Source organism: Pseudomonas sp. C1C7, assembly GCF_013359595.1.
Classification (GTDB): Bacteria; Pseudomonadota; Gammaproteobacteria; order Pseudomonadales; family Pseudomonadaceae; genus Aquipseudomonas.
Genome location: NZ_JABFMP010000008.1, coordinates 139966 through 156021, shown reverse-complemented (window position 1 = coordinate 156021; position 16056 = coordinate 139966). Strand labels below are relative to the sequence as shown.

At 61.8% G+C, this 16056-nt stretch carries 15 protein-coding genes; 7 read left to right on the top strand and 8 right to left on the bottom strand.

The window, feature by feature from the left end; genetic code table 11:
• Nucleotides 1-34: 34 nt before the first annotated feature.
• Together HNO86_RS09360 and HNO86_RS09355 are read left to right on the top strand one after the other, a co-directional pair.
• Nucleotides 35-1060 (top strand): putative 2-aminoethylphosphonate ABC transporter substrate-binding protein, encoded by a 1026-nt coding sequence (locus HNO86_RS09360; RefSeq protein WP_175376716.1) that lies wholly within the window; start codon nucleotides 35-37, stop codon nucleotides 1058-1060.
• 124 nt (nucleotides 1061-1184) lie between these two features.
• Nucleotides 1185-1742: a phosphonate degradation HD-domain oxygenase gene (locus tag HNO86_RS09355; RefSeq protein WP_175376715.1), complete on the top strand. Its 558-nt coding sequence runs from the start codon at nucleotides 1185-1187 to the stop codon at nucleotides 1740-1742.
• Between the two features lie 146 nt (nucleotides 1743-1888).
• On the opposite strand, the gene HNO86_RS09350 is transcribed toward HNO86_RS09355, so the two are convergent.
• Complete coding sequence (locus HNO86_RS09350; protein WP_175376714.1) at nucleotides 1889-3265, bottom strand: GTPase/DUF3482 domain-containing protein; 1377 nt, start codon at nucleotides 3263-3265, stop codon at nucleotides 1889-1891.
• Nucleotides 3258-4628, bottom strand: coding sequence for a DUF2868 domain-containing protein (locus HNO86_RS09345; RefSeq protein ID WP_175376713.1), 1371 nt, complete (start codon nucleotides 4626-4628; stop codon nucleotides 3258-3260). The genes HNO86_RS09350 and HNO86_RS09345 overlap by 8 nt, the downstream gene beginning before the upstream one ends.
• Before the next feature lie 85 nt (nucleotides 4629-4713).
• On the opposite strand from HNO86_RS09345, the gene HNO86_RS09340 reads away from it, so the two are divergent.
• Nucleotides 4714-5226: a dihydrofolate reductase gene (locus HNO86_RS09340; RefSeq protein ID WP_175376712.1), complete on the top strand. Its 513-nt coding sequence runs from the start codon at nucleotides 4714-4716 to the stop codon at nucleotides 5224-5226.
• Nucleotides 5227-5345: 119 nt separating this feature from the next.
• Here the strand turns inward: HNO86_RS09340 and HNO86_RS09335 are convergent, their stop codons facing one another.
• Nucleotides 5346-6737: an L-cystine transporter gene (locus tag HNO86_RS09335; RefSeq protein ID WP_175376711.1), complete on the bottom strand. Its 1392-nt coding sequence runs from the start codon at nucleotides 6735-6737 to the stop codon at nucleotides 5346-5348.
• Nucleotides 6738-6976: 239 nt separating this feature from the next.
• Between HNO86_RS09335 and HNO86_RS09330 the strand changes: the two genes are divergently transcribed.
• On the top strand, nucleotides 6977-8032 hold the full coding sequence (locus HNO86_RS09330; RefSeq protein WP_175376710.1) for a haloacid dehalogenase-like hydrolase: 1056 nt from the start codon (nucleotides 6977-6979) through the stop codon (nucleotides 8030-8032).
• 165 nt (nucleotides 8033-8197) lie between these two features.
• Here HNO86_RS09330 and ilvD read toward each other — a convergent pair whose 3' ends face one another.
• The 3 genes from ilvD to HNO86_RS09315 form a co-directional block, all read right to left on the bottom strand.
• Entirely contained in the window at nucleotides 8198-10039 is a 1842-nt protein-coding gene (ilvD, locus tag HNO86_RS09325; RefSeq protein WP_175376709.1) for a dihydroxy-acid dehydratase, read from the bottom strand.
• A 258-nt stretch (nucleotides 10040-10297) separates the two neighbouring features.
• Nucleotides 10298-11494, bottom strand: a complete 1197-nt coding sequence (locus HNO86_RS09320; protein WP_175376708.1) for an MFS transporter — start codon at nucleotides 11492-11494, stop codon at nucleotides 10298-10300.
• 134 nt (nucleotides 11495-11628) lie between these two features.
• A complete protein-coding gene (locus HNO86_RS09315; protein ID WP_175376707.1) occupies nucleotides 11629-12825 on the bottom strand; it encodes a class I SAM-dependent rRNA methyltransferase in 1197 nt (398 codons plus the stop codon).
• Between the two features lie 210 nt (nucleotides 12826-13035).
• Here HNO86_RS09315 and HNO86_RS09310 point away from each other — a divergent pair, with 210 nt between their 5' ends.
• The 3 genes from HNO86_RS09310 to HNO86_RS09300 are packed head-to-tail and all read left to right on the top strand — an operon-like array spanning nucleotide 13036 to nucleotide 15051.
• Nucleotides 13036-13851: an HDOD domain-containing protein gene (locus tag HNO86_RS09310; protein ID WP_175376751.1), complete on the top strand. Its 816-nt coding sequence runs from the start codon at nucleotides 13036-13038 to the stop codon at nucleotides 13849-13851.
• Between the two features lie 14 nt (nucleotides 13852-13865).
• Nucleotides 13866-14678, top strand: coding sequence for a bifunctional DNA-formamidopyrimidine glycosylase/DNA-(apurinic or apyrimidinic site) lyase (gene mutM / locus HNO86_RS09305; RefSeq protein WP_175376706.1), 813 nt, complete (start codon nucleotides 13866-13868; stop codon nucleotides 14676-14678).
• Between the two features lie 52 nt (nucleotides 14679-14730).
• Nucleotides 14731-15051: a multidrug transporter gene (locus HNO86_RS09300; RefSeq protein WP_175376705.1), complete on the top strand. Its 321-nt coding sequence runs from the start codon at nucleotides 14731-14733 to the stop codon at nucleotides 15049-15051.
• Nucleotides 15052-15145: 94 nt separating this feature from the next.
• On the opposite strand, the gene HNO86_RS09295 is transcribed toward HNO86_RS09300, so the two are convergent.
• Together HNO86_RS09295 and coaD are read right to left on the bottom strand one after the other, a co-directional pair.
• Nucleotides 15146-15397 carry a YfhL family 4Fe-4S dicluster ferredoxin gene (locus HNO86_RS09295; RefSeq protein ID WP_003195146.1) on the bottom strand — a complete coding sequence of 84 codons (252 nt, stop codon included), beginning with the start codon at nucleotides 15395-15397 and terminating at the stop codon, nucleotides 15146-15148.
• A 145-nt stretch (nucleotides 15398-15542) separates the two neighbouring features.
• A complete protein-coding gene (gene coaD / locus HNO86_RS09290; RefSeq protein ID WP_085723843.1) occupies nucleotides 15543-16022 on the bottom strand; it encodes a pantetheine-phosphate adenylyltransferase in 480 nt (159 codons plus the stop codon).
• Nucleotides 16023-16056: the final 34 nt, after the last annotated feature.

Genomic DNA, 16056 nt, shown 5'->3' with positions numbered 1-16056 from the left:
CAAAGCGTCCTCAACTCAATAACAGGAAAAGATCATGTTCAAGCCTATGGCCCTGGCCGCTGCTGTCCTCACCGCTTTCAGCCTGAACGCCTTCGCGGCGAAAACCGAGTTGACGGTCTACACCGCCCTCGAAGCCGAACAGCTGAAGACCTACAAGGAAGCCTTCGAGAAAGCCAACCCGGACGTCGAGATCAAATGGGTACGCGATTCCACCGGCATCATCACCGCCAAGCTGCTGGCAGAAAAAGAGCGTCCGCAGGCTGACGCGGTGTGGGGCCTGGCCGCTTCGAGCCTGGCGATCCTCGACCAGCAAGGCATGCTGCAAAGCTACGCACCGAAGGACCTGGGCAAGATCGGCGGCAACTACCGCGACGCCGCCAACCCGCCAGCCTGGGTCGGCATGGACGTCTGGGCGGCGACCATCTGCTTCAACACCGTCGAAGCCGAGAAACAGGGCCTGACCAAGCCGGTGAGCTGGCAAGACCTGACCAAGCCTGAGTACAAGGGCAAGATCGTCATGCCGAACCCGGCCTCGTCCGGCACCGGTTTCCTCGACGTCAGCGCCTGGCTGCAGACCTTCGGCGAGAAGCAGGGCTGGCAGTACATGGACGACCTGCACCAGAACATCGGCCAGTACGTTCACTCCGGCTCCAAGCCGTGCAAGCTGGCGGCGGCGGGCGAATTCCCGATCGGTATTTCCTTCGAATACCCGGCCGTGCAGTTGAAGCGCCAGGGCGCGCCACTGGACATCATCCTGCCGAAGGAAGGCCTGGGCTGGGAGATCGAAGCGACTGCCGTGATCAAGGGCACCGCCCATGAAGAAGCGGCGAAGAAACTCGCCGACTTCTCGGCCAGCCCGCAGGCAATGGAGCTGTACAAGGAAAACTTCGCCGTACTCGCCCAGCCGGGCATCGCCAAACCGCAGACCGAATTGCCGGCCGATTACGAGCAGCGCCTGATCAAGAACGACTTTGCCTGGGCCTCGAAGAATCGCGACGAGATCCTGACCGAGTGGCGCAAGCGCTATGACGGCAAGTCCGAGAAAGTGGCGGCCAAGTAAATCTTTGTAGGTTTATAGGGCCTCATCGCGGGCAAGCCTGCTCCCACATAACCTGTGGGAGCGGGCTTGCCCGCGAAAGCGGTCTACCCTTCAACGCAAATCCCACTTCATCGAGAGACTTCTGATGAGCCCCAACGAACAAACCGTCGCCAAAGTATTCGCCCTGTACGAACGCTTTGGCGAGGCCGATTACATCGGCGAGCCGGTATCGCAGATCGAGCACATGTCCCAGGCCGCGCAATGCGCCATGGCCGAAGGCTTCGACGACGAAGTGGTGCTCGCCGCGTTCTTCCACGACATCGGCCATATATGCGCCGAAGACGCGGAAAACATGGGCGGGTATGGCGTGGTCAGCCATGAACGGCTGGGCGCCGACTACCTGCGTAGCGCGGGTTTCAGTGAACGCATGGCGCGTCTGGTGGAGTACCACGTTCAGGCCAAGCGTTACCTGACGCTCAGGGAGCCGGGCTATTACCAGCGCCTGAGCGAAGCCAGCCGCCGAACCCTGGAATATCAGGGCGGGGTGATGACTGAGGCCGAAGCGGATGCTTTCGAGCAGGACCCGCTGTGCGCAGTAAGTTTGCGCATGCGTCAGTGGGATGAGCTGGCCAAGGAGATGCATGTGCCAGTGATGGATATGGGGCTTTTGAAGGAAAAGGCATTGCGGTTGCTGGCGGCGTAAAACCCTTGCACCGATTGGCTGCTTTCGCGAGCAAGCCCGCTCCCACATTGGTTCTGCGTTGAACCCAACATTTGGACTCACTGAAGGTCAAATGTGTGCGGGCTTGCTCGCGAAGAGGCCGGCCAGAACAACACATTTCTCGACGGCTACAACTGCTGCGCCAACACCTCAACCTGCTCCTGCCGCTCCGCCTGATTCAATTTCGCCTGTCCGTTGAGTGACGACCACTGTGGATGCGCTCGCGCTCGGTTCAAGGCTTCTGGCAACTTGCCCTCGCGCCAGGATTTGTCCTGGGGCGTCGCCACCTGAATGCTCTCCATCGCCGCATGCCCACGGGCTTCCAGTGCTTGCAGCAACTGCCGTTGGCGCAACGCCAACAATCGCAACACACTGTCATCGACCGTCAACTCGCGCTGGCCCTTGATCTTGCCCAGCAACCGGCTGCCATAACTGCGCGCTGTTTGCAGCGCACCGCCGGCAATGGCACCCGCCAGTGCAGCAGCACCGAGGGTCAAACCGCCCACCAGCAAATCCACACCCGCCCCGGCCGCCGCACCCGCTGCAATCCCGCCGCCAACCCGCACGCCCAATTGCTTGAGGGTTTCCGGATTGAACAGATCATCGCCCCAACGCCCGTCGAGCAGCGGCAAATCGCTGGCGGCCGCGTCCTGCGGGCGGAAGGCGTAGAGCTTGAGCAGGGCTTCGACACAGCGCTGTTCCCGCTGGCGCACGGCCTGGCGCAGTTCGCTGATGGCCTGCTGTTCCTGCTCGGCCTCGCTGGCCACGCTGCGCCGGCATGCCGCGCAGTCGATCAGCAGTTCCGCGATCAATCGCCCGGCACTCTGATGACGCGCCTGGCGTTGCGCCTGTTGATCGGCAATCAGCCGCTCCAGTTGTGGCCGCGCGTGTTCGAGCAAGAGCGCGAGGCTTTCATAGAGTCGACGTTCGCCATCCTCCGGCGGCGCCACGCTGTCGAAACGCACCAGCGCATGCAGGCCGAGTCGCGCCAGGGCTTCACGCCAGGCTGGTTCGCGGTGGTTGGCGCTGCTGACGAAATTCAGTACCGGCAGCAGTGGTTTGCCGCAGCTGGCCAGCACTTCCAGCTCATCGCGGTACTTGGCCAGCACCGGTTCGCGGGCATCGATCACGTAGAGACCGGCATCGCAGGTGAGCAACTGGCGCAGCACCTTGGCTTCCTGTTCGAAGCGCTGCCGCGCCTCGCTGCCATCGAGGAAGCGCGCCAGTCGAGCCGGGCCATCAAGGCGTTCGCCAGGACGTTCCACGCGCTCGAGGTATTCGAGCAGGGCGATGGCGTCTTCAAGGCCCGGCGTGTCGAACAGATCGAGCAACGGCTCGCCGTTCACCGACAGCCGCGCACCCTCGACATGCCGCGTGGTACTGGGGCGATGGGAGACTTCGCCAAAGCCGACGTCGCGGGTCAGGGTGCGCAGCAGGGAGGTTTTGCCGACGTTGGTGTGGCCGACCACGGCCAGTTTCAGCGGCGCGTTTTTGCCATCAGTCATGACCGCTCTCCAGCCAGTTCAGCGGCCCGCTATCGGCGAATGGAATGTCCAGCTGTTGCAGCGCCGCATGCCAGTCGCCGAGGCGGTCAGCATCCAGCGCTTCGCCGGGCGGCGCCTGCAGCAGCCAGACCCGGGTGGCCGCGGCGCTGCGGGCCAGTTCGGCGATCAAGGCAAGGCTGCCGCGATCCGGCGAGCGCTGGGGATCGCAGGCGATGGCCAGTCGGGCCGGAGGGAAGCGGCTCAGTTGCTCGAGCAGTCTATGCCGTGATTCGCGGCTGTCGAGAACGCCGGCGTTGCTGACGTTTTTCGGCAACTGCGGCGGCCACGGGCGCTGATCGTCCAGCTCGATGGCCACCAGCAGCGCGCCATCGGCTTGGGCCTCGCTGACGCCGCTTTCCACCCGATGAAGCTGCTCGGGCGCCGCATCGCTGATGCCCAGGCGTTCGCTGGTGGGCATCAGTCGTTCACGCAGTTGCGCGTAGCCGGGCAAGTTCAGGTCCAGGTGCAAGGCCGCCTTGCCGGACTTCCAGCGCCACAGGCAAAACAGCGCGAGCAGCAGGCGCGGCAGCACGCCGTACACCAGCAGCACACCCACCAGCCACCCGGCCCAGGCTTGCCGTGCGCTTTCGATATTCAGCGCGGCGTCGCCACTGGCGCGGATCATCTCGGTCGTGGGCACGCTTAAGCCGAACAGGGACGGCAGGGCGCCGAGGCCTTGGGTCAGGGCGACGAAGGTGTCGCCGCCGAGGATGGTGGTTTCCCAGACGAAACCGTAGCGCCGGGTGGCCATCAACGTCAGCAGCATCACCAGCGCGCTGAGCATCGCCAGCAACCACAAGCCGTTGACCAGAATGCCGATGGCCCAGCGATTGAGTTTCTGCCGTTGCAGCATCAGGAGCAACGCAGGGGCCAGTTGTGCGGCCTTGGCGTCCCGGGCGAGTTTTTCGCTGAGCCACAGCCACAAGCGGCCGAGGCTGGCGCCGTGCTCGCCGGCGAACAGCAGGCCGCAAGCCCAGCTCAACAGCAGAACCAGATTGAGCCCGAGCAGGCTGCCCAGGGCCCAGAACACATTGACCGGCGTCTGCCCGTCGCCCAGGGCGGCAAACGCCAGGCCGGCGCCGCTGACCACCGCCAGCACCGCCAGCACGAGCAGCGCCAGCCGCGCCCCTTGCAGCCAATGGGTGAGCGCACAGCTCAAGCCATCCCGCTCGGCCAGCCACAGGGCCCGGCGTTGAATGCGGGTCGGCAGATCGCCGCCGGCGCTGCGGGCCAGGCGATTGGCTTCCAGATCTTCCAGGGGACCTGCGTGCTCTTCGCGCAGGCGAATGGTTTCCGTGAGCCAGAGGTTATTGAGTTCAGTCACGCGGCATCCCGTCGCTTAATTGAGCTGTGAGCATAACCGCTGTGGCGCTTATCGGGGTACGGACGCCTCTGGTATCCTCGCCGGCATGACTAAATCACTCCCCCTCAGCCTGATCGCGGCCCTCGGTGAAAACCGCGTGATCGGCGTCGACAACAGCATGCCCTGGCACCTGCCGGGGGACTTCAAATACTTCAAGGCCACCACCCTGGGCAAGCCGATCATCATGGGTCGCAAGACCTGGGATTCCCTCGGCCGCCCGCTGCCGGGCCGCTTGAACATCGTGGTCAGCCGTCAGGCCGGTCTGCTGCTCGAAGGCGCCGAGGTCTACCCGTCGCTGGAAGCCGCCGTGGCCCGCGCCGAAGAATGGGCGAAGGCGCAGGGCGTCGATGAGCTGATGCTGATTGGCGGCGCGCAGTTGTATGCGCAAGGGTTGGCCCAGGCCGATCGCCTGTACCTGACCCGCGTGGCGCTGAGCCCGGAAGGGGATGCGTGGTTTCCGGAGTTTGATCAGCAACAGTGGAAACTGGTGTCGAATGTTCCGAATCCGGCGGAAGGTGACAAGCCGGCGTACAACTTCGAAGTCTGGGAAAGGGCTTAAAAGCATCGCTGGCAAGCCAGCTCCCACAGTGTTTAAGGTGAATCACAAATCGTGTGAACACCGAAGATCCCTGTGGGAGCGGGCTTGCCCGCGAAGGGCCCGCTCAGTCGCTGAAAGACTTAAGCGTGCGCCAAAGCGGAATGCTCATCCGCCTCCAACAGCGCCTTATCCGTCTGCTGCATCGCCTGGCTGGCAATTGCACCGGCGGTGATCGAACCGCTCACGTTCAACGCCGTGCGCCCCATATCGATCAGCGGCTCAACCGAAATCAGCAACGCCACCAGTGACACCGGCAAGCCCATCGCCGGTAACACGATCAGTGCGGCGAAGGTCGCACCGCCACCCACACCGGCCACCCCGGCCGAACTCAAGGTCACAATCGCCACCAGCGTCGCGATCCACAGCGGGTCCAGCGGGTTGATGCCGACAGTGGGCGCCACCATCACCGCGAGCATTGCCGGGTACAAGCCGGCGCAACCGTTCTGGCCGATGGTCGCGCCGAACGAGGCGGCGAAACTGGCGATGGCCTGTGGAATGCCCAGGCGGCTGGTCTGCGCTTCGATGCTCAACGGAATGGTCGCGGCGCTCGAACGGCTGGTGAAGGCGAAAGTCAGCACCGGCCAGATCTTGCGGAAGAAGCGCAGCGGGTTGATCCCGGCGGCGGACACCAGCAGGCCGTGGACCACGAACATCAGGCCCAGGCCGATGTAGGACACCACCACGAAACTGCCGAGCTTGATGATGTCCTGCAGGTTCGAGCCCGCCACCACCTTGGTCATCAGCGCCAGCACGCCGTACGGGGTCAGCTTCATCACCAGGCGCACCAGACGCATCACCCAGGCTTGCAGGGTGTCGATGGCGTTGATCACTTTCTGACCTTTTTCTGCGTCGTCCTTCAGCAGTTGCAGGGCTGCGACGCCGAGGAAGGCGGCGAAGATCACCACGCTGATGATCGACGTCGGCTTGGCCCGCGCCAGGTCGGCGAACGGGTTTTGCGGGATGAACGACAGCAGCAATTGCGGCACATTCAGGTCGGCGACCTTGCCCGCATAGTCGGTCTGGATGGTTTGCAGGCGGGCCATTTCCTGGGTGCCGGCCACCAGGCCTTCGGCGGTCAGGCCGAACAGGTTGGTCAGGCCGATGCCGATCAGCGCCGCGATGGCGGTGGTGAACAGCAGGGTGCCGATGGTCAGGAAACTGATTTTGCCCAGCGATGATGCGTTGTGCAGGCGGGCCACGGCGCTGAGGATCGAGGCGAACACCAGCGGGATGACGATCATTTGCAGCAACTGCACATAACCGTTGCCCACCAGATCGAACCAGCCGATCGACGCCTTCAGCACCGGGTTGCCGGTGCCGTAAATGGTGTGCAGCGCGACACCGAACACCACGCCGAGTACCAGCGCGAGCAGGACTTTCCTGGCCAGGCTCCAGTTGGTGAGGCGGGTTTGTGCCAGGCCCAGGAGCAGGGCGAGGAACACCAACAGATTGAGAATCAGCGGCAGATTCATTGGAACTCCCATTAGACATGTGCCAGCTGCCTTGCGGGGCAGCTGCGAACCGGCAAGCCTAACAGCTTGATTTCCAATGAATTAATACCGAAAACGTCTTGAAACTGTCGTTTTGGGAATAAGCGCATGTCGCTCTCGGGATGCAATTGGCGCGATAGGCGTGTTGGCGGTCGCTGACAGACGAGGACTGTCACACTGATTTGCTAGCGTTGATCTCTTTGAATCAGGGAGATCTGCAGATGAAGTTCGCACCGAAACTGCTCGCTGCTGCACTGTGCCTCGGCCTTGCCAGCCAGGCCTTCGCCACGGACCTGAAGCACTGGCCCGCCGATCAGGCCAAGGCGCTGGACGCGATGATCGCGGCCAACGCCAACAAGGGTAACTACGCGGTGTTCGACATGGACAACACCAGTTACCGCTACGACCTCGAAGAGTCGTTGCTGCCGTTCATGGAAAACAAGGGCCTGATCACCCGCGACAAACTCGATCCCTCCCTGAAACTCATTCCGTTCAAGGACACCGCCGACCACAAGGAAAGCCTGTTCAGCTACTACTACCGTCTCTGCGAAGTCGACGACATGGTCTGCTACCCATGGGTCGCCCAGGTGTTCTCCGGCTTCACCCTCAAGGAACTCAAGGGCTACGTCGACGAGATGATGGCTTCGGGCAAACCGGTGCCGGCGACCTACTACGAAGGCGACGTGGTCAAGAAGCTCGACGTCAACCCGCCGAAAATCTTCACCGGCCAGCAAGAGCTGTACAACAAGCTGATGGAGAACGGCATCGAGGTCTACGTGATGACCGCCGCTTCCGAAGAGCTGGTGCGCATGGTCGCGTCCGATCCGAAGTACGGCTACAACGTCAAGCCGCAGAACGTGATCGGCGTGTCCCTGCTGCTCAAGGACCCGAAAACCGGCGAACTGACCACCGCGCGCAAGCAGATCACCGCCGGCAAATATGACGAGAAGGCCAACCTCGGCCTGGAACTGACCCCATACCTGTGGACCCCGGCAACCTGGATGGCCGGCAAGCAGGCAGCGATCCTGACCTACATCGACGAATGGAAAAAACCGGTCCTGGTCGGCGGCGACACCCCGAGCAGCGACGGCTACATGCTGTTCCACAGCGTCGACGTGGCCAAGGGCGGCATCCACCTGTGGGTCAACCGCAAGGACAAGTACATGACCCAGATCCAAGGCATGATGGCCAAGAACGCCGCGGCCCAGGCCAAGGAAGGGCTGGCGGTGACGGCAGACAAGAACTGGGTGATCGTGAAGCCTGAAGAAATCCAGTAAGACTGGTTGAATTCCTCTGTAGGAGCTGCCGAAGGCTGCGATCTTTTGATCTTGCTTTTAAACATCAAAATCAAAAGATCGCAGTCTTCGGCAGCGCCTACAGGGGATCGGCGAAAATAAAATACCCCGCACTTGGCGGGGTATTTTTTGTTCAGCGATCAGGCATCAAAGCCCGTCCAGCATCGCCTTGTTACGCACAGCGCCCTTGTCGGCGCTGGTCGCCAGCAGGGCATAGGCCTTCAGCGCAGTGGTCACTTTACGTGGACGCACTTCAACCGGTTTCCAGCCCTTCTTGTCCTGCTCGACCCGGCGCGCGGCCAGTTCTTCGTCGCTGACCAACAGGTTGATCGAACGGTTCGGAATGTCGATCAGCACCTTGTCGCCGTCCTTCACCAGACCGATCGCGCCACCGGCAGCGGCTTCAGGCGAAGCGTGGCCGATGGACAGACCCGAAGTACCGCCGGAGAAACGGCCGTCGGTGAGCAGGGCGCAGGCTTTGCCCAGGCCCTTGGACTTCAGGTACGAGGTCGGGTAGAGCATTTCCTGCATGCCCGGGCCGCCTTTCGGACCTTCGTAGCGAATGATGACGATGTCGCCTTCCTTCACTTCGTCCGCGAGGATGCCGCGCACGGCGCTGTCCTGGCTTTCGAAGATCTTGGCGTTGCCTTCGAAGACGTGGATCGACTCGTCGACGCCGGCGGTTTTCACCACGCAACCATCCAGCGCGATGTTGCCGTACAGCACGGCCAGGCCGCCTTCTTTGGAGTAGGCGTGCTCAAAGCTACGGATGCAGCCGTTTTCACGGTCGTCGTCCAGGGTGTCCCAACGGGTCGACTGGCTGAACGCGGTCTGCGTCGGGATGCCGGCAGGACCTGCCTTGAAGAAGTGGTGAACCGCTTCGTCGTTGGTCTGGGTGATGTCCCACTTGGCGATGGCTTCTTCCATGCTGCGGCTGTGCACGGTCGGCAGCTGGGTGTGCAGCAGGCCGCCACGGGCCAGCGAGCCGAGAATACTGAAGATCCCGCCGGCACGGTGCACGTCTTCCATGTGGTACTTCTGGATGTTCGGCGCGACCTTGCACAGTTGCGGCACTTTGCGCGACAGGCGATCGATGTCACGCAGGTCGAAAGCGATCTCGGCTTCCTGGGCAGCGGCCAGCAGGTGCAGGATGGTGTTGGTCGAACCGCCCATGGCGATGTCGAGCATCATGGCGTTTTCGAAGGCTTCGAAGTTGGCGATGTTGCGCGGCAGCACCGACTGATCGTTCTCGCCGTAGTAGCGCTTGCAAAGCTCGACGATGGTACGGCCGGCCTGCAGGAACAGCTGCTCGCGGTCGCTGTGGGTGGCCAGGGTCGAACCGTTGCCCGGCAAGGCCAGGCCCAGGGCTTCAGTCAGGCAGTTCATCGAGTTGGCGGTGAACATGCCGGAGCACGAACCGCAGGTCGGGCAGGCGCTGCGCTCGTACTCGGCAACCTTCTCGTCAGAAGCGCTGGAGTCGGCGGCGATCACCATGGCGTCGACCAAGTCCAGACCATGGCTGGCCAGTTTGGTCTTGCCGGCTTCCATCGGGCCGCCGGACACGAAGATCACCGGGATGTTCAGGCGCAGGGCGGCCATCAGCATGCCAGGGGTGATCTTGTCGCAGTTGGAGATGCAGACAATAGCGTCGGCGCAGTGGGCGTTGACCATGTACTCGACGGAGTCGGCAATGATCTCGCGGCTCGGCAGCGAATACAGCATGCCGTCGTGGCCCATGGCGATGCCGTCGTCCACGGCGATGGTGTTGAATTCCTTGGCGACACCGCCAGCGCGTTCGATCTCGCGGGCGACCAGTTGGCCCAGGTCCTTGAGGTGGACGTGGCCCGGTACGAACTGGGTGAAGGAGTTGGCAATGGCGATGATCGGCTTTTTGAAGTCGTCATCTTTCATCCCCGTGGCGCGCCACAGTGCGCGGGCACCGGCCATGTTGCGGCCGTGGGTGGATGTTTTCGAGCGGTAATCAGGCATGAAGCACTCCGGGCGGCTAATCAGGTATCAAAAGGGAAGTGAGCTTCTATTGACGTCTGGAGTACTCGGTAATGGCCGTGTGTCCAAAGGTTGCCGATAACTTTGCGGGATCGCCGCGCGCTTCAGCTTGAGCTCATAAACCCGCCGGGGATGACTGGCGATGAATGTTCGCGATTCTACACGGCTGGCGGCTGGAGGGAATGCCGGGAAGTGCTGATCCAGTGTGGACGAAGCGTGCGGGATGACGACCGGCAGTGCTCAACTCGATTTCAGCGCCGAATCCTGTCGTTCGATAAGTGTATTCAGGACAAGGCCCGCGGCACTCAAAACCAGGAAACACAGGCCGAGCGCAGTGGTCGTGTTTTCGGAGGCGACATTGATCACGGCACTGATCAGGCCGCCACACATGAAAATCAACAGGCTACCGGCCGAAGTCGCGGTGCCGGCGTGCTGTGGATAAAGGCCCATGGCCCTGGAGTTGGCGATGGGCCGGCAGATGGTGGTGCCGGCGGTACAGATCAGCATCGGAATGAGTACGGTGCCAACGGATAAGCCGGACACCCGGGCCAACCACAGCATCACCAGCCCCGAAAGCGCGATAACACCCAGGCCGACAGTGATTTGCATGGCGCCTTCCAGCCGTCGGTGCAGCATGGTGGCAACAAATCCCCCGGCCACATAGGCCAAACCATACAGGGACAGTATCCAGGCGAAGTCATAGGGCGAAAGGTTCAGTTGTTCAATGAACACAATCGGAGAAATGGCGATGAACGAGAAATGGCAGGCGAAAGCCAGTGCGGAAATGAGCCAGTAACCGATAAATCGAATATCGGTGCAGAGCAACCAATAAGAACCGAAAAATTGCCTCGTCAGCGGACTGCTGCTGCGAGTTTCCTCAAGCAGAAACCAAGCCCTCAGCCAGACAATAACCGCCAGGGTGATGAACACGTAAAAACTCCCCCGCCAGCCCAGATGCAATTGCAGCCAGGTGCCCATCAATGGAGAGCACGAAATGAAAATACCCCCGGCAGTCGCCATCCAGATCCGCAGCCGCTCCAGCTCTCGACCGGCGAACAAATCCTGCAATAGCGCCTGGGACAAGGCAAACGCCCCACAACCCACTGCCTGAACAACACGAAAGCTGAGGAACCATGCGTAATCGTTCGTGAACAGACAACCCGCTGCACCCGCCGTCGCCAGTGCAATTCCCCCCAGTAGCAATTTTTTACGGCCGAACATATCGGATAAAGGCCCGATCAGCAGCAGCGAAAATGCCAGAGCGATGGCAAAGACACTGACGGAAAGGGAGATATTGGCGGTAGGGGTACGAAAGTGTTCAGAGAGGGCAGGGAAGGAAGGGAGGACGACGTCTAGAGGGAAGACGGCAAGCAACGTCATCGTCATCAACAGAAGGATGATGGAAGATTTTTCTGTATTGCCCGGCAGGTGACTCATTCAGGGGTGTACTCGGTCCGTGAGGGGTGACCGAGGATTCATTTGAGGCGAGGTCAAGTCAATGGAAGTGCTGCAGGGCTTTTCTGAGATTGTTGTAGGAGCGAACTGATTCGCTCCTACAACCAGCGAGCGGTTTAGCTATTGGGGAGCAACCGGCAAGTAATGCTCTTGATGTAGCGAGTTTCAGGGATGGCCGGATGTACCGGATGATCCGGGCCCTGGCCGCCGCGTTCCAGCATCTGGATGTTGCGGTCCAGGTGGCGGGCGCTGGTCAGGAGGATGTTTTGCAGGTCGTCTTCCGGCAAGTGCATCGAGCAGGAGGCGCTGACGAGGATGCCGTCCTTGGTGAGCAGGCGCATGGCTTGTTCGTTCAGGCGGCGGTAGGCGCCTTCGCCGTTTTTCATGTCTTTCTTGCGTTTGATGAAGGCGGGCGGGTCGGCGACGATCACGTCGAAGCGTTCTTCGCTGGCCTTCAGTTCCTTCAGGGCTTCGAAGACGTCGCCTTCGATGCAGGTCATCTTGTCGGCGAAGCCGTTCAGCGCGGCGTTGCGCTCCACACCGTCCAGAGCGAAGCCCGAGGCATCGACGCAGAACACTTCACTGGCGCCGAAGGCGGCAGCCTGCACGCCCCAGCCGCCGATGTAGCTGTACAGGTCCAGTACGCGTTTGCCCTTGGCATACGGCGCCAGGCGGGCGCGGTTCATGCGGTGGTCGTAGAACCAGCCGGTTTTCTGGCCCTGGATGACCGGGGCTTCGAATTTCACGCCGTTCTCTTCCAGCGCCACCCACTCCGGCACCACGCCAAACACCGTGTCGACGTAACGCTCCAGACCTTCGGCGTCGCGGGCAGCCGAGTCATTCTTGAACAGGATGCCGCTAGGCTTGAGCACCTGGGTCAGCGCGGCGATCACGTCGTCCTTGTGCGCTTCCATGGTTGCGGAGGCGATCTGCACCACCAGAATGTCGCCGAAACGGTCGACCACCAGGCCCGGCAGCAGGTCGGAGTCGCCGTAGACCAGGCGGTAGAACGGCTTGTCGAACAGGCGATCGCGGATCGACAGCGCCACGTTCAGGCGATGCACCAGCAGCGACTTGTCCAGCGGCAGCTTGATGTCGCGCGATAGCACGCGGGCGCAGATCAGGTTGTTCGGGCTCATGGCGACGATGCCCAGCGGCTTGCCGCCGGCGGCTTCGAGGATCGCCTGATCACCGGCCTTGAAACCGTGCAAAGGAGTAGCGGCTACATCGATTTCGTTGCTGTAGACCCACAAATGACCGTTGCGCAGACGACGGTCGGCGTTGGCTTTGAGGCGCAGGCTAGACAGGGACATGACGTCGCTCCGGAAAAAAAGAGCGGGAGTATAGCGCGTTGCAGGGCAGGCGGGTTCGGCACTGGACATGTGGTGAAGAGAGGCCAACCGGAGATTTGGTATGTCGGATCCAACTTTTAGAAGCTAGAATCTGCGCCTGGCCCAGAGTGTGTACTTATGTCCCAAGAGTTGACTCCAGAACAGATCCATCAATCCCTGCAAGGCATCAGTGTGCCTGCCCAACCGCAGATCATGGTGGATCTGCAGATGGAGCAGTACATGCCCGATCCGGATCTGGATGTGATTGCCAAACTGATTTCCCAGGATCCGGGCCTCTCCGGCTCCCTGCTGAAGATCGTCAACTCGCCGTATTACGGCCTGACCAACAAGATCGCCTCGATCAAGCGCGCGGTGAATCTGTTGGGCAGCCGCTCAATCATCAACCTGATCAACGCGCAGTCGATCAAGGGCGAGATGAACGATGAAACCATCGTCACCCTGAGCCGTTTCTGGGACACCGCCCAGGACGTGGCGATGACCTGCCTGACCCTGGCCAAGCGCGTCGGCGTGCAGGCCGGCGACGAAGCCTACGCCCTGGGCCTGTTCCACGACTGCGGCGTGCCGCTGATGCTCCAGCGTTTCCCCGACTACATGACGGTGCTCGAGCAGGCCTACGCCAACGCCGGCCCGGAATGCCGGGTAGTGGACACCGAAAACCAGGCCTACAACACCAACCACGCCGTGGTCGGCTATTACACCGCCAAATCCTGGCGCCTGCCGGAGCACGTCACGGCCGCCATCGCCAATCACCACAACGCCCTGGCGATCTTCAGCGACGAGTCCTCGCGCAACAGTTCGCTGAAGAACCTGCTGGGCATCCTGAAGATGGCCGAGCACATCTGCGCGTCCTACCGGGTGCTGGGCAACCAGACCGAGGACCATGAGTGGGAAACCATCGGGCCGCTGGTGCTCGATTACGTCGGCCTGTCCGATTACGATTTCGAAAACCTCAAGCAGACGATCCGCGAGCTGGGCGCTCACCGCTGATTTAGAGAGTCACCATGCCTGAATTGCCAGAAGTCGAAACCACCCGTCGCGGCATCGCCCCGCACCTGGAGGGCCAGCGCGTCAGCCGGGTGATCGTGCGTGACCGTCGCCTGCGCTGGCCGATTCCCGAAGACCTCGATGTGCGCCTGTCCGGCCAGCGCATCGTGCTGGTGGAGCGCCGCGCCAAGTACCTGTTGATCAACGCTGAAGTCGGCACCCTGATCAGCCATCTGGGCATGTCGGGCAATTTGCGTCTGGTGGAGGTCGGCCTGCCGGCGGCCAAGCACGAGCATGTGGACATCGAACTGGAGTCCGGCCTGGCCCTGCGCTACACCGATCCACGGCGCTTTGGCGCGATGCTCTGGAGCCTCGATCCGCTCAACCATGAACTGCTGATTCGCCTGGGGCCGGAGCCGCTGACCGACCTGTTCGACGGCGAGCGCCTGTTCCAGCTGTCCCGCGGGCGTTCGATGGCGGTCAAGCCGTTCATCATGGACAACGCGGTGGTAGTGGGCGTCGGCAACATCTACGCGACCGAGGCGCTGTTCGCCGCCGGGATCGACCCGCGCCGCGAAGCCAAGGGCATTTCCCGGGCGCGCTATCTGAAGCTGGCCATCGAGATCAAACGCATCCTGGCCGCCGCCATCGAGCGCGGCGGCACTACGTTGCGCGACTTTATCGGCGGTGACGGGCAGCCCGGATATTTCCAGCAGGAATTGTTCGTGTATGGCCGCAACGACGAGCCGTGCAAGGTCTGTGGAACCACGTTGCGGGAAGTGAAACTCGGGCAGCGCGCCAGCGTGTTTTGCCCGCGCTGCCAGACCTGAATGGCTGACGGTCTATAGTCAGTGTTCTGACTGCCAGCCGAAGGACCGTGCCATGAAGCTGTATAAATCCCTCGCCGCCGCTCTGCTGTTGAGCGTCGGCACCAGCGCCGTGGCCAACAACGGCAGCGGCGATCCGCTCTACACCATCCATAACCCACCGGCGTACGCCATGATCGGCGACCTGCTGATCGCCCGACCGTTGCTGGTGGTGGCGACGGTGCTTGGCGCGGGCGTGTTCGTGGTCTCGTTGCCGTTTACCGCGATGGGCGGTGGCGTGGGCGATGCAGGGCAGGCGCTGGTGGTGGACCCGGCGAAAGCGGCGTTCGTGCGGTGTCTGGGGTGTATCGGGGAGGGGTTCGAGCAGACGGAATGAAAGGCAAAATCAAAAGATCGCAGCCTTCGGCAGCTCCTGCAGGATGTACGTATTCCAGGGTAGGAGTTGCCGAAGGCTGCGATCTTTTAAGGCTTCAAGCCTTACCGGTAATCTTCCGGTACTTCTCCATCAACTGCTCTTCAGTCTCCGGATGAGCCTCGTCCAGCGGGATGCAATCCACCGGGCAGACCTGCTGGCACTGCGGTTCGTCGTAGTGGCCGACGCACTGTGTGCACAGGTTCGGGTCGATCACGTAGATCTCTTCGCCTTGGGAAATGGCGGCGTTCGGGCATTCGGGTTCGCAGACGTCGCAGTTGATGCAATCGTCGGTGATGATCAGGGACATGCTAACTCCAGCCAGGGCGGTAGGCCCGGGCGCAATAAACCAATGCGCGCAATTGTGCCGCATTGGCGCTGCGGGAGCCAGCTTGCCGGCGACAGACGAGCGGCTGCCGCGCTTTGCGAGCCGGCAGCCCCTGCATTTTCGGGTATTACTTCTTGAAGCGTTCTTTCAAGGCGTCCGCCACCGCAGGGTGGACGAACTTGGTGATATCCCCGCCCAGGGCTGCGATTTCGCGCACCAGCGTCGAGGAAATGAACGAATAACGCTCGGACGGCGTGAGGAACAGGCTTTCCACGTCCGGGGCCAGTTGCCGGTTCATGTTGGCCAGCTGGAACTCGTATTCGAAGTCCGACACCGCGCGCAAACCACGCAGGAACACGTTGGCGTTCTGCTCCTTGGCGAAATGCGCCAGCAGGGTCGAGAAGCCGACGACTTCAACGTTCGGCAAATGTTTGGTGACCTCGCGGGCCAGCTCGACACGCTGTTCCAGGGGGAACAACGGGTTTTTCTTGGGGCTGGCGGCCACGGCAATGATCACGTGATCGAACAGGCGCGAGGCGCGTTCGACCAGATCGCCATGGCCCTTGGTTATAGGGTCGAAGGTACCTGGGTACAACACTCGGTTCATCGCGGCGTCCTGGCGGGAGTGCGTTGGGGAGTCG

What these genes read in the sequence shown, in the direction of transcription:
- HNO86_RS09360 (WP_175376716.1), top strand. Translation starts at nt 35, where the DNA reads ATGTTCAAGCCTATGGCCCTGGCCGCTGCTGTCCTCACCGCTTTCAGC.
- HNO86_RS09355 (WP_175376715.1), top strand. Translation starts at nt 1,185, where the DNA reads ATGAGCCCCAACGAACAAACCGTCGCCAAAGTATTCGCCCTGTACGAA.
- HNO86_RS09350 (WP_175376714.1), bottom strand. Translation starts at nt 3,265, where the DNA reads ATGACTGATGGCAAAAACGCGCCGCTGAAACTGGCCGTGGTCGGCCAC.
- HNO86_RS09340 (WP_175376712.1), top strand. Translation starts at nt 4,714, where the DNA reads ATGACTAAATCACTCCCCCTCAGCCTGATCGCGGCCCTCGGTGAAAAC.
- HNO86_RS09335 (WP_175376711.1), bottom strand. Translation starts at nt 6,737, where the DNA reads ATGAATCTGCCGCTGATTCTCAATCTGTTGGTGTTCCTCGCCCTGCTC.
- HNO86_RS09330 (WP_175376710.1), top strand. Translation starts at nt 6,977, where the DNA reads ATGAAGTTCGCACCGAAACTGCTCGCTGCTGCACTGTGCCTCGGCCTT.
- ilvD (WP_175376709.1), bottom strand. Translation starts at nt 10,039, where the DNA reads ATGCCTGATTACCGCTCGAAAACATCCACCCACGGCCGCAACATGGCC.
- HNO86_RS09320 (WP_175376708.1), bottom strand. Translation starts at nt 11,494, where the DNA reads ATGAGTCACCTGCCGGGCAATACAGAAAAATCTTCCATCATCCTTCTG.
- HNO86_RS09315 (WP_175376707.1), bottom strand. Translation starts at nt 12,825, where the DNA reads ATGTCCCTGTCTAGCCTGCGCCTCAAAGCCAACGCCGACCGTCGTCTG.
- mutM (WP_175376706.1), top strand. Translation starts at nt 13,866, where the DNA reads ATGCCTGAATTGCCAGAAGTCGAAACCACCCGTCGCGGCATCGCCCCG.
- HNO86_RS09300 (WP_175376705.1), top strand. Translation starts at nt 14,731, where the DNA reads ATGAAGCTGTATAAATCCCTCGCCGCCGCTCTGCTGTTGAGCGTCGGC.
- HNO86_RS09295 (WP_003195146.1), bottom strand. Translation starts at nt 15,397, where the DNA reads ATGTCCCTGATCATCACCGACGATTGCATCAACTGCGACGTCTGCGAA.
- coaD (WP_085723843.1), bottom strand. Translation starts at nt 16,022, where the DNA reads ATGAACCGAGTGTTGTACCCAGGTACCTTCGACCCTATAACCAAGGGC.